Annotated in this window: 9 protein-coding genes and 2 riboswitches; of the genes, 8 read left to right on the top strand and 1 reads right to left on the bottom strand. The window is 63.6% G+C overall.

Features of this window, described 5'->3' with window-relative positions; all coding sequences use genetic code 11:
* The first annotated feature begins 120 nt into the window (after nucleotides 1–120).
* Nucleotides 121–1,233, top strand: a complete 1,113-nt coding sequence (locus tag R2N11_RS09775) for an ABC transporter substrate-binding protein (protein WP_316681062.1) — start codon at nucleotides 121–123, stop codon at nucleotides 1,231–1,233.
* A gap of 71 nt (nucleotides 1,234–1,304) precedes the next feature.
* Here the strand turns inward: R2N11_RS09775 and R2N11_RS09770 are convergent, their stop codons facing one another.
* The gene (locus tag R2N11_RS09770; RefSeq protein WP_199030659.1) at nucleotides 1,305–3,425 is read right to left on the bottom strand and encodes a UvrD-helicase domain-containing protein; all 2,121 of its coding nucleotides are present in this window, start codon (nucleotides 3,423–3,425) and stop codon (nucleotides 1,305–1,307) included.
* Nucleotides 3,426–3,884: 459 nt separating this feature from the next.
* Here R2N11_RS09770 and R2N11_RS09765 point away from each other — a divergent pair, with 459 nt between their 5' ends.
* The 7 genes from R2N11_RS09765 to R2N11_RS09735 all read left to right on the top strand — a co-directional run bounded on the left by R2N11_RS09765 (nucleotide 3,885) and on the right by R2N11_RS09735 (nucleotide 14,924).
* Nucleotides 3,885–6,527: an ESPR-type extended signal peptide-containing protein gene (locus tag R2N11_RS09765; RefSeq protein WP_316680940.1), complete on the top strand. Its 2,643-nt coding sequence runs from the start codon at nucleotides 3,885–3,887 to the stop codon at nucleotides 6,525–6,527.
* A gap of 233 nt (nucleotides 6,528–6,760) precedes the next feature.
* Nucleotides 6,761–7,087, top strand: coding sequence for a hypothetical protein (locus R2N11_RS09760; protein ID WP_199030661.1), 327 nt, complete (start codon nucleotides 6,761–6,763; stop codon nucleotides 7,085–7,087).
* A 161-nt stretch (nucleotides 7,088–7,248) separates the two neighbouring features.
* Nucleotides 7,249–7,346: riboswitch (glycine riboswitch) on the top strand.
* Nucleotides 7,347–7,359: 13 nt separating this feature from the next.
* Nucleotides 7,360–7,490, top strand: a riboswitch (glycine riboswitch).
* 127 nt (nucleotides 7,491–7,617) lie between these two features.
* Nucleotides 7,618–8,745, top strand: a complete 1,128-nt coding sequence (gene gcvT / locus R2N11_RS09755; protein ID WP_316680939.1) for a glycine cleavage system aminomethyltransferase GcvT — start codon at nucleotides 7,618–7,620, stop codon at nucleotides 8,743–8,745.
* Nucleotides 8,746–8,786: 41 nt separating this feature from the next.
* On the top strand, nucleotides 8,787–9,170 hold the full coding sequence (gene gcvH / locus R2N11_RS09750; protein ID WP_199030663.1) for a glycine cleavage system protein GcvH: 384 nt from the start codon (nucleotides 8,787–8,789) through the stop codon (nucleotides 9,168–9,170).
* 64 nt (nucleotides 9,171–9,234) lie between these two features.
* Nucleotides 9,235–12,174: an aminomethyl-transferring glycine dehydrogenase gene (gcvP, locus tag R2N11_RS09745; RefSeq protein WP_316680938.1), complete on the top strand. Its 2,940-nt coding sequence runs from the start codon at nucleotides 9,235–9,237 to the stop codon at nucleotides 12,172–12,174.
* A 156-nt stretch (nucleotides 12,175–12,330) separates the two neighbouring features.
* On the top strand, nucleotides 12,331–13,449 hold the full coding sequence (locus R2N11_RS09740) for an alginate lyase family protein (protein WP_316680937.1): 1,119 nt from the start codon (nucleotides 12,331–12,333) through the stop codon (nucleotides 13,447–13,449).
* Nucleotides 13,450–13,547: 98 nt separating this feature from the next.
* Nucleotides 13,548–14,924 carry an L-serine ammonia-lyase gene (locus tag R2N11_RS09735; protein WP_199030666.1) on the top strand — a complete coding sequence of 459 codons (1,377 nt, stop codon included), beginning with the start codon at nucleotides 13,548–13,550 and terminating at the stop codon, nucleotides 14,922–14,924.
* The last annotated feature ends 99 nt before the right edge of the window (nucleotides 14,925–15,023 follow it).

The following is a 15,023-nucleotide window of genomic DNA, read 5'->3' as shown; positions in this document are numbered from 1 at the left end:
GCGTAACTTCACTGATCTGTCACGTTCAGCCGCCTAACATCGACGATTGGTGCGCACCTGCCTGCCAGGCCGGTCATAACAAGAGCAACGCGCCGTCGATTCGTCTTTGGGGGAAGCATGATGTGGCAGACACTGGCACGCCGCTGTGCGTGCGTATTCGCCTGCGCAACCGCCGTTGTGACGCTGACGGCGCATGCGCAAGGCAATTCCACGCTTGTCGTCGGGCAGTTGGTTGAGCGCGGTGGCGCCCAGGCCGACTACGCGCGCGACTTCATGGCTGGCGCCAAGGTCGCGTTTGATGCGGCCAACCTGAGCGGTGGTATCAAGGGCCGGCGCATCAGCCTGATCCGCCGCGAAGTCGAACAGGCCGAAGCCGTGCAGCAAGCCGTCGACATGATCGAGCGCGATCGCGTGGAAGTGCTCTTCGGCGTGAGCGAACGCCTGTTGCCCGGGCTGAGCGCTTCTCCGGAGATCGCGCGGCGCAATGTGCCGCTGCTGGCGCCGCTCTCGGGTGCCACATCCGCCTCTGACAACGTCTGGTTCATTCGCCCCGACTACGACCGCGAGATCATCGCCGCCCACAACCGCCTGCGCCAGTTCGGCATGCGGCGCATTGCACTGGTCACCACCGCGGGGTTCGATCCGCAACTCGGCGCGCGCCTGCGCAACACGCTCGCCGGCGCGACGTCCGCGAAAGGTGAGGCAGCGGAAGCGCTCGACCTCTACACGCTCACGGGTGATCCGGGTGAACTGGCCGCGCGCATCGCCCCGACCAAACCGACCGCCATCATCGTCGCCGGCGATACCCTCGCCTATGCCAGTGTCGGTCGCGCGCTGGCGCAGCACGGGTGGTATGGCTTCCTGGTCGGGCTCTCGTCGGTCAACCCGCAGGTGGCACGCGAGATTCTCGGCACCGGCTACAGCGGCGGCATGCTGCTCGCGCAAACCGTACCCAACCCCGCTGTCGGCAACACGAGAATCACGCGCGAACATATCGCACGCATGAAGCAGTTTCTGGATGAGCCGCCGTCTGGGGCCACATTGTCAGGTTATATCGCCGCGACGTATCTGATTCAGGCGATGAATGCAGTGGGCGGGAAGGTGGCGGGTGCTGAACTGCGGCGCGCGTTGCAGACGCGGGTGGATGTGGGGGGATTTACCTTGGATTTCACTCGGGGGAATCGGGGGAGTGAGTTTGTGGATTTGAACTACATCCAGGGGGCGGGGAATTGATTGAGGCGCTTGGTGGTCAGCCCCCTTTCGGCCCCTGGCTGGAGATGAATAGGGGGTGGGCCGCCTCCGGTTCAAGTCGCCACGGGTTTTTTAGCCGCCAGCAACCCCTTCAACGCGCCCAACCGATCCTTAGGCGACATCGCCGGCATGGAGTCCTCAGGCGTTGGCCCAGCATCATCGCCAAGCTTCATCTCCGCGATATAGCGCGACGGCTCGCACACCACCGTTTCCCGCGCCCGCTTGCGCTTCTTGCACCAGCTGATATGCAGGCTGCGCTGCGCGCGCGTGATGCCCACATACATTAGCCGGCGCTCTTCCTCGATCTTCTCGTCGGTCAGATCATCGTCTTCACGGCAGTGCGGCAGGATGCCTTCTTCCACGCCAACCAGGAACACGTGCGGATACTCCAGCCCCTTGCTCGCATGCAGCGTGGACAGGCGCACCGCATCCGGGTCCTCTTCCCTGCCTTCGAGCATGCTGATCAGCGCGATGGTCTGCGTGAGTTCGAGCAAGTTCTTGCCTTCGTCCATCAAACCATCGGCATTGTCGAAACCGGTGGCCTCTTCGCTGTCCTGTTTCTCCGGCTTGGTGCCCTTGCGCTTGAGCCAGTCGAGAAACTCCAGCACGTTGGTCCACTTGTTCTGGGCCTGGCGCTCGTCGTAAGTGTCGTACAGGTAGGCCTCATAGTGGATGCCTTCCATCATCTCGTCGAGCAGCGTGCCGGCGGGTTCCTTTGCGGCGCGGTCCGACAGCCGCACGATGAATTCGCAGAACACGCGCAGCGGTTCCAACTGACGCGGCGCGAGCTGTGCCTCAATCCCGCCCATCATCGCCGCCTCGAACAGCGACACCTTGGCCTGCCCCGCGAATGAACCCAGCACCTCCAGCGTCGCATTGCCCACGCCACGCTTGGGCGTGGTGATCGCGCGGATGAACGCGGGGTCGTCATCCGCATTGGCAATCAGCCGCAGGTACGCACACAAATCCTTGATCTCAGCCTTGTCGAAGAAGCTCTGCCCGCCCGAGAGCACATACGGAATGCGCTCGCGGCGCAGGATCTGCTCGAACAGCCGCGCCTGGAAGTTTCCGCGATACAGGATCGCGTAATCCCGGAACTGCGCGCGCCGCTCGAACTTGTGCGCAGAGAGTTTGAAGACCACGCTCTCGGCCTCGTGCTCCTCATCGTTGGCGCTGATCACGTTGATGGCATCGCCCATGCCATGCTCGCTCCACAGCGTCTTCTCGAATAGCTTGGGGTTCTGCGCGATGACGGCGTTGGCGGCATTCAGGATGCGCACCGTGGAGCGGTAGTTCTGCTCCAGCTTGATGACCTTGAGGTTTGGGAAATCCGTCTGCAGCAGTTTGAGGTTGTCGAGCGTGGCGCCGCGCCAGCCGTAGATGGCCTGGTCGTCGTCGCCCACGGCCGTGAAGGCCGGCGCACGCAGGTGCGAGCCGCCCGCCAGCAGCTTCAGCAACTGGTACTGGCAGGCGTTGGTGTCTTGGTATTCATCGACGAGGAAGTAGCGCAGGCGGTTCTGCCACTTCAGGCGCACGTCTTCATTGCGCGCGAACAGCTCGGCAGGAATGCGGATCAGGTCGTCAAAGTCCACCGCCTGATACGCATGCAGCGTGGCGACGTAGTTGCGGTAGACCAGCGCGGCCTGGTGGTCATCCACGTTGTTATTGGCCAGCGCCTCGGCAATCGCCTCTTCCGGGTCGACCAGACCGTTCTTCCACAGCGAGATCGTGCTTTGCACGCGGCGGATCAGTTGCTTGTCGGTGGTGGCCAGCTGCTCCTGAATCATGCCGAAGCAATCGTCCGAATCCATGATCGAGAAGCGCGGCTTCAGGCCCACATGCTCGGCCTCAGCCCGCAGGATCTGCACACCCAGCGAGTGGAACGTACACACCGTCAACTGCTTGATGGGGATGCGCTTGCCGTCGGCGCGCGTCTGGCCCTCCATCAGCTTGGCCACGCGCTCCTGCATTTCCTTGGCCGCTTTGTTCGTAAACGTGACGGCGGCGATGTGCTTCGGCTCGAAGCCCTTGTCGAGAATCAGGTGCGCGATCTTCTGTGTGATCACGCGCGTCTTGCCGGAGCCCGCCCCGGCCAGCACCAGGCAGGGGCCATCGAGGTAGTGCACACCTTCGGATTGGGCAGCATTGAGCCCGTGGGCGAGACCAGAAGACATGGGGACAGGCGGAGAAAAGCGGGCGGGAAGGTACAGCGGAAGGCGATGGTAGCACGCAGGGGCGTTACGACTGGCAGCGTTACCGGAGGCCATGCGTGCATCAAGAACATCGATGATCACGCACTTTTAAGTCAAATTTTCCCATGTTCAATACAACGTTGATTTATTGGTCAGCGTCAAATTTGAAAATAAGAGTTTTCCCATATTTGAGAATTTTTGTGTCGGAAGGTCGGCCGGTTTACCAATGGCACATTACATAAAATCTTCGATCTCACATAAAGTGAGCTTCACAATACCCGGCTCCACATGGGAATTTTCTGATTTCATGAATTCCATAACTTATTGCGATACACACATAAGTCAACGGAACTGATTTATCAATTTCGACAGACTCTGCGATCGTCGATAGACCGTTCTACCGACACCGAATTTCACTTCTACTTTTGCAGAGTTATTGACATGAACAAGGCATATCGTGTTGTTCGCAACAACGCCACCGGCGTATGGACGGCGGTTTCGGAAACCGCACGTGGGCACGGCAAGGGACGTTCCGTTGTGCGAGCAGTTGGCGCCGCGCTGATCGCGAGCGCAGCATTGCTTTCCGCGCCAGGGGCGATGGCGCAAACTCTGATTGAGCAGCCGGACGATGGGGGGGCGATCAATATTGGTCGTAGCGTTACCGGCACGGTGGTCGATTTCACAAGCGGAGCCAACGACAATCGTCGCCTTACTGGCATCGCAAATGGCCTTAATCCAGCCGATGCCGTATCCGTCAATCAACTCAATGGCACGCTCACCGCGCTCGGTGGGCGTATCAACAGCCTGACAGGTGCAGTTGTTGCCCCGGTCTACACGCTAGGCGCAGACAGCAGGGGAGGCACAACGTACTCCACCGTGCCAGGCGCGCTGGGCAACTTGGACGACCGGATCAAGGGTAACGCCGCCAGCATCGTCAACAACACCACCAACATCACCAACCTGACCAACGGCACGGCCGGCATGGTCCAGCAGGCCACGGCTGGCGCTGAGATCACCGTAGCAAAAGACACCGATGGTGACGCTGTGAACTTCGCCGGCAAGGACGCGGACGGCAACACCATCACCCGCAAGCTGTCCAACGTTACGGCAGGCACGGATGACACCGACGCCGTCAACGTTGGCCAACTCAATGGCGTCAGGACTACGGCTGAGCAAGCCGCGAGCGACGCCAACCAAGCTCAAAGCCGTGTCGGCAACCTGGAAGCCACCGCCGTTACATACGACGACGCCAGCAAGGGCACCGTGACGTTCAACAGGGGTGGCGAGGCAACGCAGCTCAAGAACGTCGCTGCCGGCACCGATGACGCCGACGCCGTGAACGTGCGCCAGCTCAAGGACGCAGGCCTGGTTGATGACCACGGTAACGTGGCCAATGCGGTGATCTACGACGACGCCAGCAAGTCGACCATCACGCTCAACAGGGGCGGTGATGCGGTTCACCTCAAGAACGTGGCGGATGGTGTCGACAACACCGACGCCGTCAACGTTGGCCAACTCAATGGCGTCAAGACCACGGCTGAGCAAGCCGCTTCGGACATCGCGGCGGCCAACACGCTAAACGCCTCCAACGCAACAGCGGTGTCGAATGCACTGGGTGGTGGCTCGACCGTCGGCGATGACGGCAAGATCACTGCGCCAACCTACTCGCTGGCCACCAGCACCACTGATGCAACCAAGCAAGACTTCAACAACGTTGGTGACGCACTGAATAACCTGGATGGCCGTACCAGCCAGAACACCACGGACATTACGAACCTGAGCACGCAGATCGGCAACGGCTCGATCGGCCTGGTGCAGCAAGCGGATGCCACATCCGACATCACGGTCGCCAAGGACACCGCCGGCGCGAACGTGAGCTTTGCGGGCAAGGATGCCGACGGCAACACCATCACCCGCAAGCTGACCAACGTTACGGCAGGCACGGATGACACCGATGCTGCTAACGTCAGCCAGATCAAGGGCGTGCAAGGCGCGGTTGACGCACTGGCCAGCACCGCTGTGCAATACGACGACGCCAGCAAGGGCACCGTGACGTTCAACAGAGGTGGCGCGGCAACGCAGCTCAAGAATGTCGCTGCCGGCACCGATGACACCGATGCCGTGAACGTGCGCCAGCTCAAGGACGCAGGCCTGGTTGATGACCACGGTAACGTGGCCAATGCGGTGCTCTACGACGACGCCACCAAGACCAGCGTTACGTTCAACAATGGCGGTGCGGCGGTGCGGCTGCAGAATGTGGCGGATGGCATGGTAGCCACGGATGCCGTCAACCTCGGCCAGCTCAATACCGTCGCTGGTGCACTTGGCGGCGGCGCGTCGTTTAGCGGTGGTGTGTGGACTGCGCCGACGTATTCATTCCTTGATGGCTCGACACATAACAGCGTGGGCGATGCGCTCTCCAATCTGGACAATCGCCTGTTCTCGCTGGCTGATGGGGGGCGTGGCATTGGCCAAGATAACCCCAAGTTTGTCGGTACGGGTGCTGGCGGCAACGCTAGTGTGAAGGAAGATGCGTTGGCCTCGGGCAACTACGCCACGGCATCAGGTGCCAACGCGGTAGCCAGCGGCCAAGGCTCGACGGCAACCGGTGCGAACGCTGTGGCCAAGGCTGATAACAGCGTGGCCCTGGGCGCCAATTCGGTGGCCGATCGCGCGGGTACGGTGTCCGTCGGCTCACTCGGGAGTGAGCGCATCATTACCAATGTGATGGCTGGCACGCAAGACACCGATGCCGTCAACAAGGCTCAGCTCGATCGCGTAGACGCGAAGGTTGCCGACGTTCAGAGCAGCGTTGGCAATCTGCAGAGCCAAGTGGGCCAGTTGGATACCAAGGTGAACCGCCTGGGCGCCATGAACGCTGCCATGTCCACCATGGTGGCTAGCGCGGCCGGTCTTCAGACCGACAACCGCATGGCGGTCGGTACGGGTGTGTATCGCGGACAGGCTGCCTTGGCGATTGGTTACCAACGCAAGATTGGCTCGCGCGCCACAGTGACGATTGGCGGCTCCACCGCCGGCGGCTCTGAGTACAACGTTGGCGTGGGCGCCGGCTACGGCTGGTAAGTCACCTACGTCGTCATGTGAAGTGAAACGGGCGCGCGGCCTCAACCGCGCGCCCGCTTTTTTTTGAGGGTACAGCCTCACATGGCCGCCGCATTCGTTTGCGCCCCTCGTTTCGCTCGCGGCCGTTACACGGCTTACGCATGGTTACACGATGGCGGTAAGCTTGCGGCCCAAGCGGTTCGTTATAGACAGGACAGCGGCTGAATCCGTCAGCCGCCCACCGGAGGAAAATCATGAACCGCATCGTCAAAGTCCTGGCCGTGACGGCCGTCGCCCTGTCCGCTACCACCGGCGCCTTCGCACAAACGCAGTGGCAGAAGGATCACCCGCGTCGTGCTGAAGTCAACCACCGCCTGGCCAACCAGGACAAGCGCATCCACAACGAAGTGAAGGAAGGCGAAATCACCAAGGGCCAAGCCAAGGCCTTGCACAAGGAAGACCACCAGATCCGCCAGGAAGAGCGCGACATGGCCGCCCAGAATGGCGGTCATATCACCAAGCAAGAACAGCGCACCCTGAACCAGCAGGAAAATAAAGTCAGCCGCCAGATCGGCAACTGATCACGGTTTTCCAACGACCCGCACACCGGTCACACCCGGGGCAAGGCGAGACTGCCGATGCCCAAGGGGGTGGCCGTTGTCTTTGGGGCTTTCGTTTTCCCAGGGTGAATGCCCCCTCTCCTCCCCTAATTGACAATCCCAGCCCCCTTCCGTAAATTCCGCCCATCCATCCGGGAGAGCGTGCCCGCCGCACACGGCAAGGCGCCGCCGAAGGGGTAGCACCCGAAAACTCTCAGGCATCCAGGACCGGGTGGATCGGCCGGACATGCGTCTGACCGCACTCTGGAGAGCTGGCGCTGCACGACCACTGCAGGCGCCCACCGAAGGGGCTCACGAGCCGGCGCACACCGCTATGTGCACCGCGCCTCGCAATCTCTCAGGTACCAAGGACAGAGGGGCCATCTGCGCAGCTTGCATCTTCATGGCGTCACCATGAGGCATCAGGCTGCGCGGGTGGCCTTTTTGCTTTTCTGGTCCCGAATAACGCGCCGCGCCCGGCCACAGTGGCGGCGCTTCAGCCGAGAGATTCCATGACGCTCCAACACACGCCGCTCAATGCCATCCACCGCTCGCTGGGCGCCCGCATGGTCGACTTTGGCGGCTGGGACATGCCCGTCAACTACGGCTCCCAGATCGAAGAACACCACGCCGTGCGCCAAGACGCCGGTATCTTCGACGTCTCGCACATGTGCGTGGTCGACCTCACTGGCGCGCGCGTGCGCGATTTCCTGCGCGGGCTGCTCGCCAACAACGTCGACAAGCTGCAAACCCCGGGCAAGGCGCTCTACAGCTGCATGCTCAACCCCAAGGGCGGCGTGATCGACGACCTGATCGTCTACTTCTTCCGCGAAGACTGGTTCCGCCTGGTCGTGAACGCCGGCACCGCGCCGACGGATCTCGAATGGATCGTCGCTCAGAACGAAGCCGCCGGCACCGGCGTGACCATCACGCCGCGTCGCTCCGACAATAACGCTGGCGCCGAGCCGCTGGGCATCCTGGCCGTGCAGGGCCCAAACGCCCGCGCCAAGACCTACGCCGCGCTGCCCGGCACGCAGGCCGTGGGCGAGGCGCTCAAGCCGTTCAACGCGGGCTTCGTCACCGTGGATGGCGCGGGCGAAATCATGGTCGCCCGCACCGGCTACACCGGTGAAGACGGCTTCGAGCTGGTGGTGCCCGCCGCGCAGATCGCCGGCGTGTGGGAGCGCCTGCAGCAAGCCGGTGTACGCCCGGCGGGCCTGGGCGCGCGCGACACGCTGCGCCTGGAAGCCGGCATGAACCTCTACGGGCAGGACATGGACGAGCATGTCTCGCCGCTGGACGCGGGCCTGGCCTGGACGGTTGACCTGCAAAGCGAGCGCGACTTCACCGGCAAGGCTGCGCTGCAAGCCGGCGGCCAGCGTGAGCAGTTCGTCGGCCTGATCCTGCGCGACAAGGGCGGCGTGCTGCGCGCCCATCAGAAAGTCATCACGCCTGCCGGTGATGGAGAGATCACCAGCGGCACGTTCAGCCCGAGCCTGTCGCTGTCCATTGCACTGGCCCGCCTGCCCAAGGATGTGACCATCGGCTCCGACGTGCAGGTCGAGATCCGCGACCGCAAGTTGACCGCGTCTGTGGTTAAACTGCCGTTCGTGCGCAATGGCAAGGCGCTGGTCAGCTGAACCCGAATTCCCATCATCCCAATCTTCCGGAGAAACCTTTCATGAGCAATCTGCCCGCCGATCTGAAGTACACCGAGTCCCATGAGTGGGTCCGCGTTGAAGCCGACGGCACGCTGACCGTTGGCATTACCGACCATGCACAAGATGCACTCGGCGACATCGTGTTTGTGGAAGTGCAGGCAGTTAGCAAGGCCGTGTCCGCTGGCGATACGGTCGCTGTCGTTGAGTCGGTCAAAGCAGCGTCCGATATTTATGCACCGGTCTCGGGCGAAATCATCGAGGCGAATTCCGCTGTGTCCGATGCTCCCGAGTCGATCAACGGCGACGCTTATGGTGCTTGGCTGTTCAAGGTCAAGCCAACCAACATCGACGATGTGAGTGCCCTGCTGTCGGCTGACGATTACGCAAAATCGATCGGCGCGTAACGCCTCTTCAGCCGATGCGCCTGACCCGTGCATCGGCTTTTTGCCTGAATTTCGAGCCCTTGCCATGAACGCTCCGCACCCCGCTTCCTCGGCGCTTGCTGCCGAACGCCCCACCTTGGCTGACCTGGAGGCGCGCGACGCCTTCGCGCACCGCCACATCGGCCCGTCTGCCCAAGAGCAGGCCGCCATGCTCAGCACGCTGGGCTACGCCAGCCGTGCTGCGCTGATCGACGCCGTAATCCCGCCCGCCATCCGCCGCCAAGACGGCATGCCGCTGGGCGAATTCACGCAGCCGCTGACCGAAGAAGCCGCACTGGCCAAGCTGCGCGGCATCGCTGGGCAGAACCGCGTGGTCAAGAGCCTGATCGGCCAGGGCTATTACGGCACGCACACGCCGGGCGTGATCCTGCGCAACATCCTCGAGAACCCGGCCTGGTACACGGCCTACACGCCGTACCAGCCGGAAATCTCGCAGGGTCGCCTGGAAGCGATGCTGAACTTCCAGCAGATGGTGATCGACCTGACGGCGATGGATATCGCCAACGCATCGATGCTGGACGAAGCCACCGCCGCTGCGGAAGCGATGACGCTGCTGCAGCGCATCGGCAAGTCGAAGTCGACCGTGTTCTTCGTGGCCGACGACGTGCTGCCGCAGACGCTGGAAGTCGTGCGCACGCGCGCCGAGCCGATCGGCGTGCAAGTGGTGACCGGCCCCGCTGCTGACGCTGCCAAGCACGATGCCTTTGGCGTGCTGCTGCAATACCCGGGCGCCAACGGTGCGCTGCTGGGCGATCTGGCGACGTACCAAGCGCTGACCGACGCCGTGCATGCTGCCGGCGGTCTGGTGGTTGCCGCGGCTGACTTGCTGGCGCTCACGCTGCTGGCCGCGCCGGGCGAATGGGGCGCTGACGTGGTGATCGGCAACACGCAGCGCTTTGGCGTGCCGTTCGGCTTTGGTGGCCCGCACGCCGGCTACATGGCCGTGCGCGATGCGTTCAAGCGCTCGATGCCCGGTCGCCTCGTTGGCGTGACAGTCGATGCGCAAGGCAACCCGGCGTATCGCCTCGCGCTGCAGACGCGCGAGCAACACATCCGCCGCGAGAAGGCCACCTCGAACATCTGTACCGCACAGGTGCTGCTGGGCGTGATGGCATCGATGTACGCCGTGTACCACGGCCCGCAAGGCCTGAAGCGCATCGCCCAGCGCGTGCACCGGCTGACCGCCACGCTGGCCGCCGGCCTGCGCGCGATCGGCTACACGCTGGAAGCCGATGCCTTCTTCGATACGCTGACAGTCGCCACCGGCCCGCGCACCGCCAACCTGCACATCGCCGCGCAGGCGCACGGCATCAACCTGCGCCAGATCGACGATGCACGTCTGGGCATCTCGCTGGACGAGACGGTCACGCGCGCCGATGTGATTGCGCTGTGGGACGTCTTTGCGCACGCGGCCCACGCCACCGCACCGGATTTCGACAAGACCGAAGCGGGCGTGGCCGATGCCTACCCGGCTTCGCTGGTGCGCCAGAGTGCGTACCTCACGCATCCGGTGTTCAACGCGCACCACTCCGAGCACGAAATGCTGCGCTACCTGCGCAGCCTGGCTGACAAGGACCTGGCGCTGGACCGCACGATGATCCCGCTGGGCTCGTGCACGATGAAGCTCAACGCCACCGCTGAGATGCTGCCGGTGACGTGGCCCGAGTTTTCGAACATCCACCCGTTTGCACCGGCCGACCAGACCGTGGGCTACCGCGAGATGATCGACCAGCTCGAGCAGATGCTGTGCGCCGCCACCGGCTACGCCGCCATCAGCCTGCAGCCGAACGCCGGCTCGCAAGGCGAATACGCTGGCCTGCTGATCATCCACGCCTACCACGCCAGCCGCGGCGAAGGCCACCGCGACGTGTGCCTGATCCCGTCATCGGCGCACGGCACGAACCCGGCGTCGGCACAGATGGCCGGCATGCAGGTCGTCGTGGTCGCCTGCGATGAGCGCGGCAACGTGGACTTGGCCGATCTGGAGAAGAAGGCCGCCGAGCACAGCAAGAACCTCGCGGCCATCATGATCACGTACCCGTCCACGCACGGCGTGTTCGAGGAAGGCGTGAAGCGCGTGTGCGAGATCGTGCACAGCCACGGCGGCCAAGTGTACGTGGATGGCGCCAACATGAACGCCATGGTCGGCACCGCCGCACCGGGCCACTTCGGCGGCGATGTCTCGCACCTGAACCTGCACAAGACGTTCTGCATTCCGCACGGCGGTGGCGGCCCGGGCGTCGGTCCGGTGGCCGTGGGTGCGCACTTGGCACCGTTCCTCCCGGGGCGCGCGGCTTCGGGTGAAGACGCCAGCCAGAACATCGGCAACGTGTCGGCCGCTGCGTTCGGTTCGGCGTCGATCCTGCCGATCTCGTGGATGTACATCGCCATGATGGGCGCGGCGGGCCTGACGGCTGCGACCGAGACGGCCATCCTGTCGGCCAACTATGTCGCCAAGCGGCTCTCGCCGTACTACCCGGTGCTGTACACGGGGGCGCACGACCTCGTGGCGCACGAGTGCATTCTCGACATCCGTCCGCTGCAGAAGGAATCGGGCATCAGCAACGAAGACATCGCCAAGCGCCTGATGGACTTCGGCTTCCACGCACCGACGATGAGCTTCCCGGTGCCGGGCACGCTGATGATCGAGCCGACCGAGAGCGAGCCGAAGGTGGAACTCGACCGCTTCATCGACGCGATGATCGCCATCCGCGGCGAAGTCGACAAGGTGATCTCGGGCGAATTCGACCGCGAAGACAACCCCCTCAAGCACGCGCCGCACACCGCCAACGTGGTGATGGCCGATGACTGGCAGCACAAGTACACGCGCGAGCAGGCCGCCTACCCGGTGGCATCGCTGCGCGCGCGCAAGTACTGGCCACCGGTCGGCCGTGCAGACAACGTCTACGGCGACCGCAACCTGTTCTGCGCCTGCGTGCCGATGAGCGAGTACGCGCAAGACTGAAGACGGGCCTGAGGTGATGCGGCAACCGGTGCTCTAGCCGGTTGCCGCGTCACATGTCACTGGGCGCAATCGCTGTCACCCGTTCTCACAACCGACGCTTTCAGGCGCCTCGGCAAGTCAGGTGACGACCGTTCACCTGATCGATGAGGCCCTTCCATGCCGATGCTCCACCGCGCCCCGCTCCTTCGCCTGCTTGCCTGTGCTGCCGCTGTTGCGGTGTGCGGTGCGTGCTCGCCGACACAAGCGGGAGCTGCTGCATCTGTGTATGCCGGTGCACATGGCCCGATAGGTTCGGTGCGCGACTGGTGCAGCGTTTCGCCTGCGCAGTCCGGTGACCCCGCTGCCGCCAAACTGATCGCCCGCGCGACGCAGCACCTTGGGCAGACTCCGCATCCGCTGCCGCGCCTGCATACCGAAGGCACGCTGCCGCACCAGGGCATCTACGATGAATCCGTTGTCGCCGCGCGTGATTTTCCCGTGATGCGCGATGCCGCGCTGGCCTGGCGCCTCACCAGCGACAAGCGCTTCGCAGAGCAGGTCGACATTTTCCTGCACGCGTGGGTCGGCACCTACGTGCCGAGCTTCAACCCGATCGACGAAACCAAGTTCGATGCGTTGATCCAGACCTACACGCTCGCACGCGACGGCCTGACGCCGGGCACGCGTGAAGAGACGCAACGCTTCCTGCGTACGCTGGCCGAGGGCTACATCTCGCGCACGGAGGCGGCTCGCCAGCCGCTGTCCCACACGTGGATCAACAACTGGCAGAGCCACCGCATCAAGCTGATGGCGATGTCGGCCGCCGCGCTGGGTGACCACGCGCTGATCGAACAGACACATCGCCTATTCCTGCAGCAGCTTGCCAACAACGTTCGCCCCGACGGCTCGGTGGAGGACTTTGAAGACCGCGATGCGCTGCACTACGTGGTCTACGATCTGGAGCCGCTGACCATGGCCGCGATTGCCGTGCAGCCATTCGGCCAGCATTGGCTGCGCGAGCGGGCGCGCAACGGCGCCACGCTCGCTGCCGCCATCGACTGGCTCGTGCCGTATGCGGACGGCAGCCGCACGCATGAGGAATACGTCCACTCGCACGTCGCGTTCGACAAGAAGCGCGCCGATGCGGGCCTGCCCGGCTTCTCCGGTACGTGGGAGCCGAAGAGCGCCGGCACGCTCTACTGGCAGGCCGCGCGACTGGACCCGAACTACCGCCCGCTGGCCGAACGGCTAGCCGCCACTGCGCCCGATTGGCTGGCGCTGTGCGCGGCACGCTGATCGGCGCATCATTGCCGGTGACAACGGGCACACAACCACCCGGCGCAAGTGGCCACAAGCCGACTTGCCCTCTTTAACGCCCCCCGGAGCCTTACCCCATGGCTGTTTCTGTTTTCGACCTCTTCAAGATTGGCATCGGTCCGTCCAGCTCGCACACCGTCGGCCCCATGCGTGCCGCGCTGATGTTTGCTTCCGGCCTCGAAGCCGATGGGCTGATGCCGCAAGTGGCCAGCGTGCGCGTGGAGCTGTACGGCTCGCTCGGTGCCACCGGCAAGGGCCACGGCACGGATCGCGGCGTGATCCTCGGCTTGATGGGCGAGGCGCCGGACACCATCGATCCCGACACCATCGACACCAAGCTGGCCGCGCTGCGCGCTGCGCAGTCGCTGACGCTGCTGGGCCGTCACGCGGTGCGCTTTACCGAGAAGGAGCACATCGCGTTCTACCGACGCGAGGCAATGGCCGAGCACCCGAACGGCATGAAGTTCCACGCTTTCGATTCGGCTGGTGAGCGGCTGCGTGAGGCGCGGTATCTGTCAGTGGGTGGTGGCTTTGTCGTCACGGCCGGTGCGGCGAATACGCAAGTATTGTCGGCGCATGACCAACTGCCGCACCCGTTCCGCAGCGGCAAAGAACTGCTCGCGATGTGCGAATCGACGGGTAAATCGATCGCCCGCCTGATGCTGGAAAACGAACTGACCTGGCGCACCGAAGCCGAGGTACGTGCTGGTCTGCTCAACATCTGGCACGTGATGCAGGCATGCGTAGCGCGCGGTTGCCGCACCGAAGGGGAGCTGCCTGGGCCATTCCACGTGCGCCGTCGCGCGGCTGAGTTGTATTCACGGCTCACGGGGCAGGCAGAGCGCACACTGTCCGACCCGCTGTCGGTGATCGACTGGGTGAACCTGTACGCCATCGCCGTCAACGAAGAGAACGCTGCAGGTGGGCGTGTGGTGACGGCGCCGACCAACGGTGCGGCGGGCATCATCCCGGCGGTGATGCACTACTACGACCGCTTTGTGCCCGGTGCGAACGACAACGGTATTGTGGATTTTCTGCTCACGGCTGGCGCGATCGGCATGCTCTACAAGATGAACGCGTCGATCTCCGGTGCCGAGGTCGGGTGCCAGGGTGAAGTGGGCGTGGCGTGTTCGATGGCCGCAGGGGCACTGGCGGCGGTGTTGGGGGGTACGCCGGCGCAGGTTGAGAACGCTGCCGAAATCGGTATGGAGCACAACCTCGGTCTGACGTGCGACCCAGTGGGCGGACTGGTGCAGATTCCCTGTATCGAGCGCAATGCAATGGCTTCCGTGAAGGCGGTGAACGCCGCGCGCATGGCACTGCGCGGGGATGGCACGCACTACGTGTCGCTCGATTCCGTGATCAAGACGATGCGGGAAACGGGGGCGGACATGAAGACCAAGTACAAGGAAACGGCGCGGGGTGGGTTGGCTGTGAATATTGTGGAGTGCTGAGTTGGTGTTCTGACCTTGGTGGCCGGCACCCCTTTCGCCCCGGGAGCGACGGCACCGGGATGCGCCACAATCAGAAAATTAGAGGAAGCACAAAACAAA

Origin of the sequence: Ralstonia flaminis, assembly GCF_958415495.1 — a bacterium.
Taxonomy (GTDB): domain Bacteria; phylum Pseudomonadota; class Gammaproteobacteria; order Burkholderiales; family Burkholderiaceae; genus Ralstonia; species Ralstonia flaminis.
Note: the sequence above shows the minus strand (reverse complement) of the source record. Positions and strands in the feature narration are given on the sequence as shown.

Excerpts from the sequence above, each read along its gene's own strand:
- R2N11_RS09775 (WP_316681062.1), top strand. The coding sequence starts at position 121 with ATGTGGCAGACACTGGCACGCCGCTGTGCGTGCGTATTCGCCTGCGCA.
- R2N11_RS09770 (WP_199030659.1), bottom strand. The coding sequence starts at position 3,425 with ATGTCTTCTGGTCTCGCCCACGGGCTCAATGCTGCCCAATCCGAAGGT.
- R2N11_RS09765 (WP_316680940.1), top strand. The coding sequence starts at position 3,885 with ATGAACAAGGCATATCGTGTTGTTCGCAACAACGCCACCGGCGTATGG.
- R2N11_RS09760 (WP_199030661.1), top strand. The coding sequence starts at position 6,761 with ATGAACCGCATCGTCAAAGTCCTGGCCGTGACGGCCGTCGCCCTGTCC.
- gcvT (WP_316680939.1), top strand. The coding sequence starts at position 7,618 with ATGACGCTCCAACACACGCCGCTCAATGCCATCCACCGCTCGCTGGGC.
- gcvH (WP_199030663.1), top strand. The coding sequence starts at position 8,787 with ATGAGCAATCTGCCCGCCGATCTGAAGTACACCGAGTCCCATGAGTGG.
- gcvP (WP_316680938.1), top strand. The coding sequence starts at position 9,235 with ATGAACGCTCCGCACCCCGCTTCCTCGGCGCTTGCTGCCGAACGCCCC.
- R2N11_RS09740 (WP_316680937.1), top strand. The coding sequence starts at position 12,331 with ATGCCGATGCTCCACCGCGCCCCGCTCCTTCGCCTGCTTGCCTGTGCT.
- R2N11_RS09735 (WP_199030666.1), top strand. The coding sequence starts at position 13,548 with ATGGCTGTTTCTGTTTTCGACCTCTTCAAGATTGGCATCGGTCCGTCC.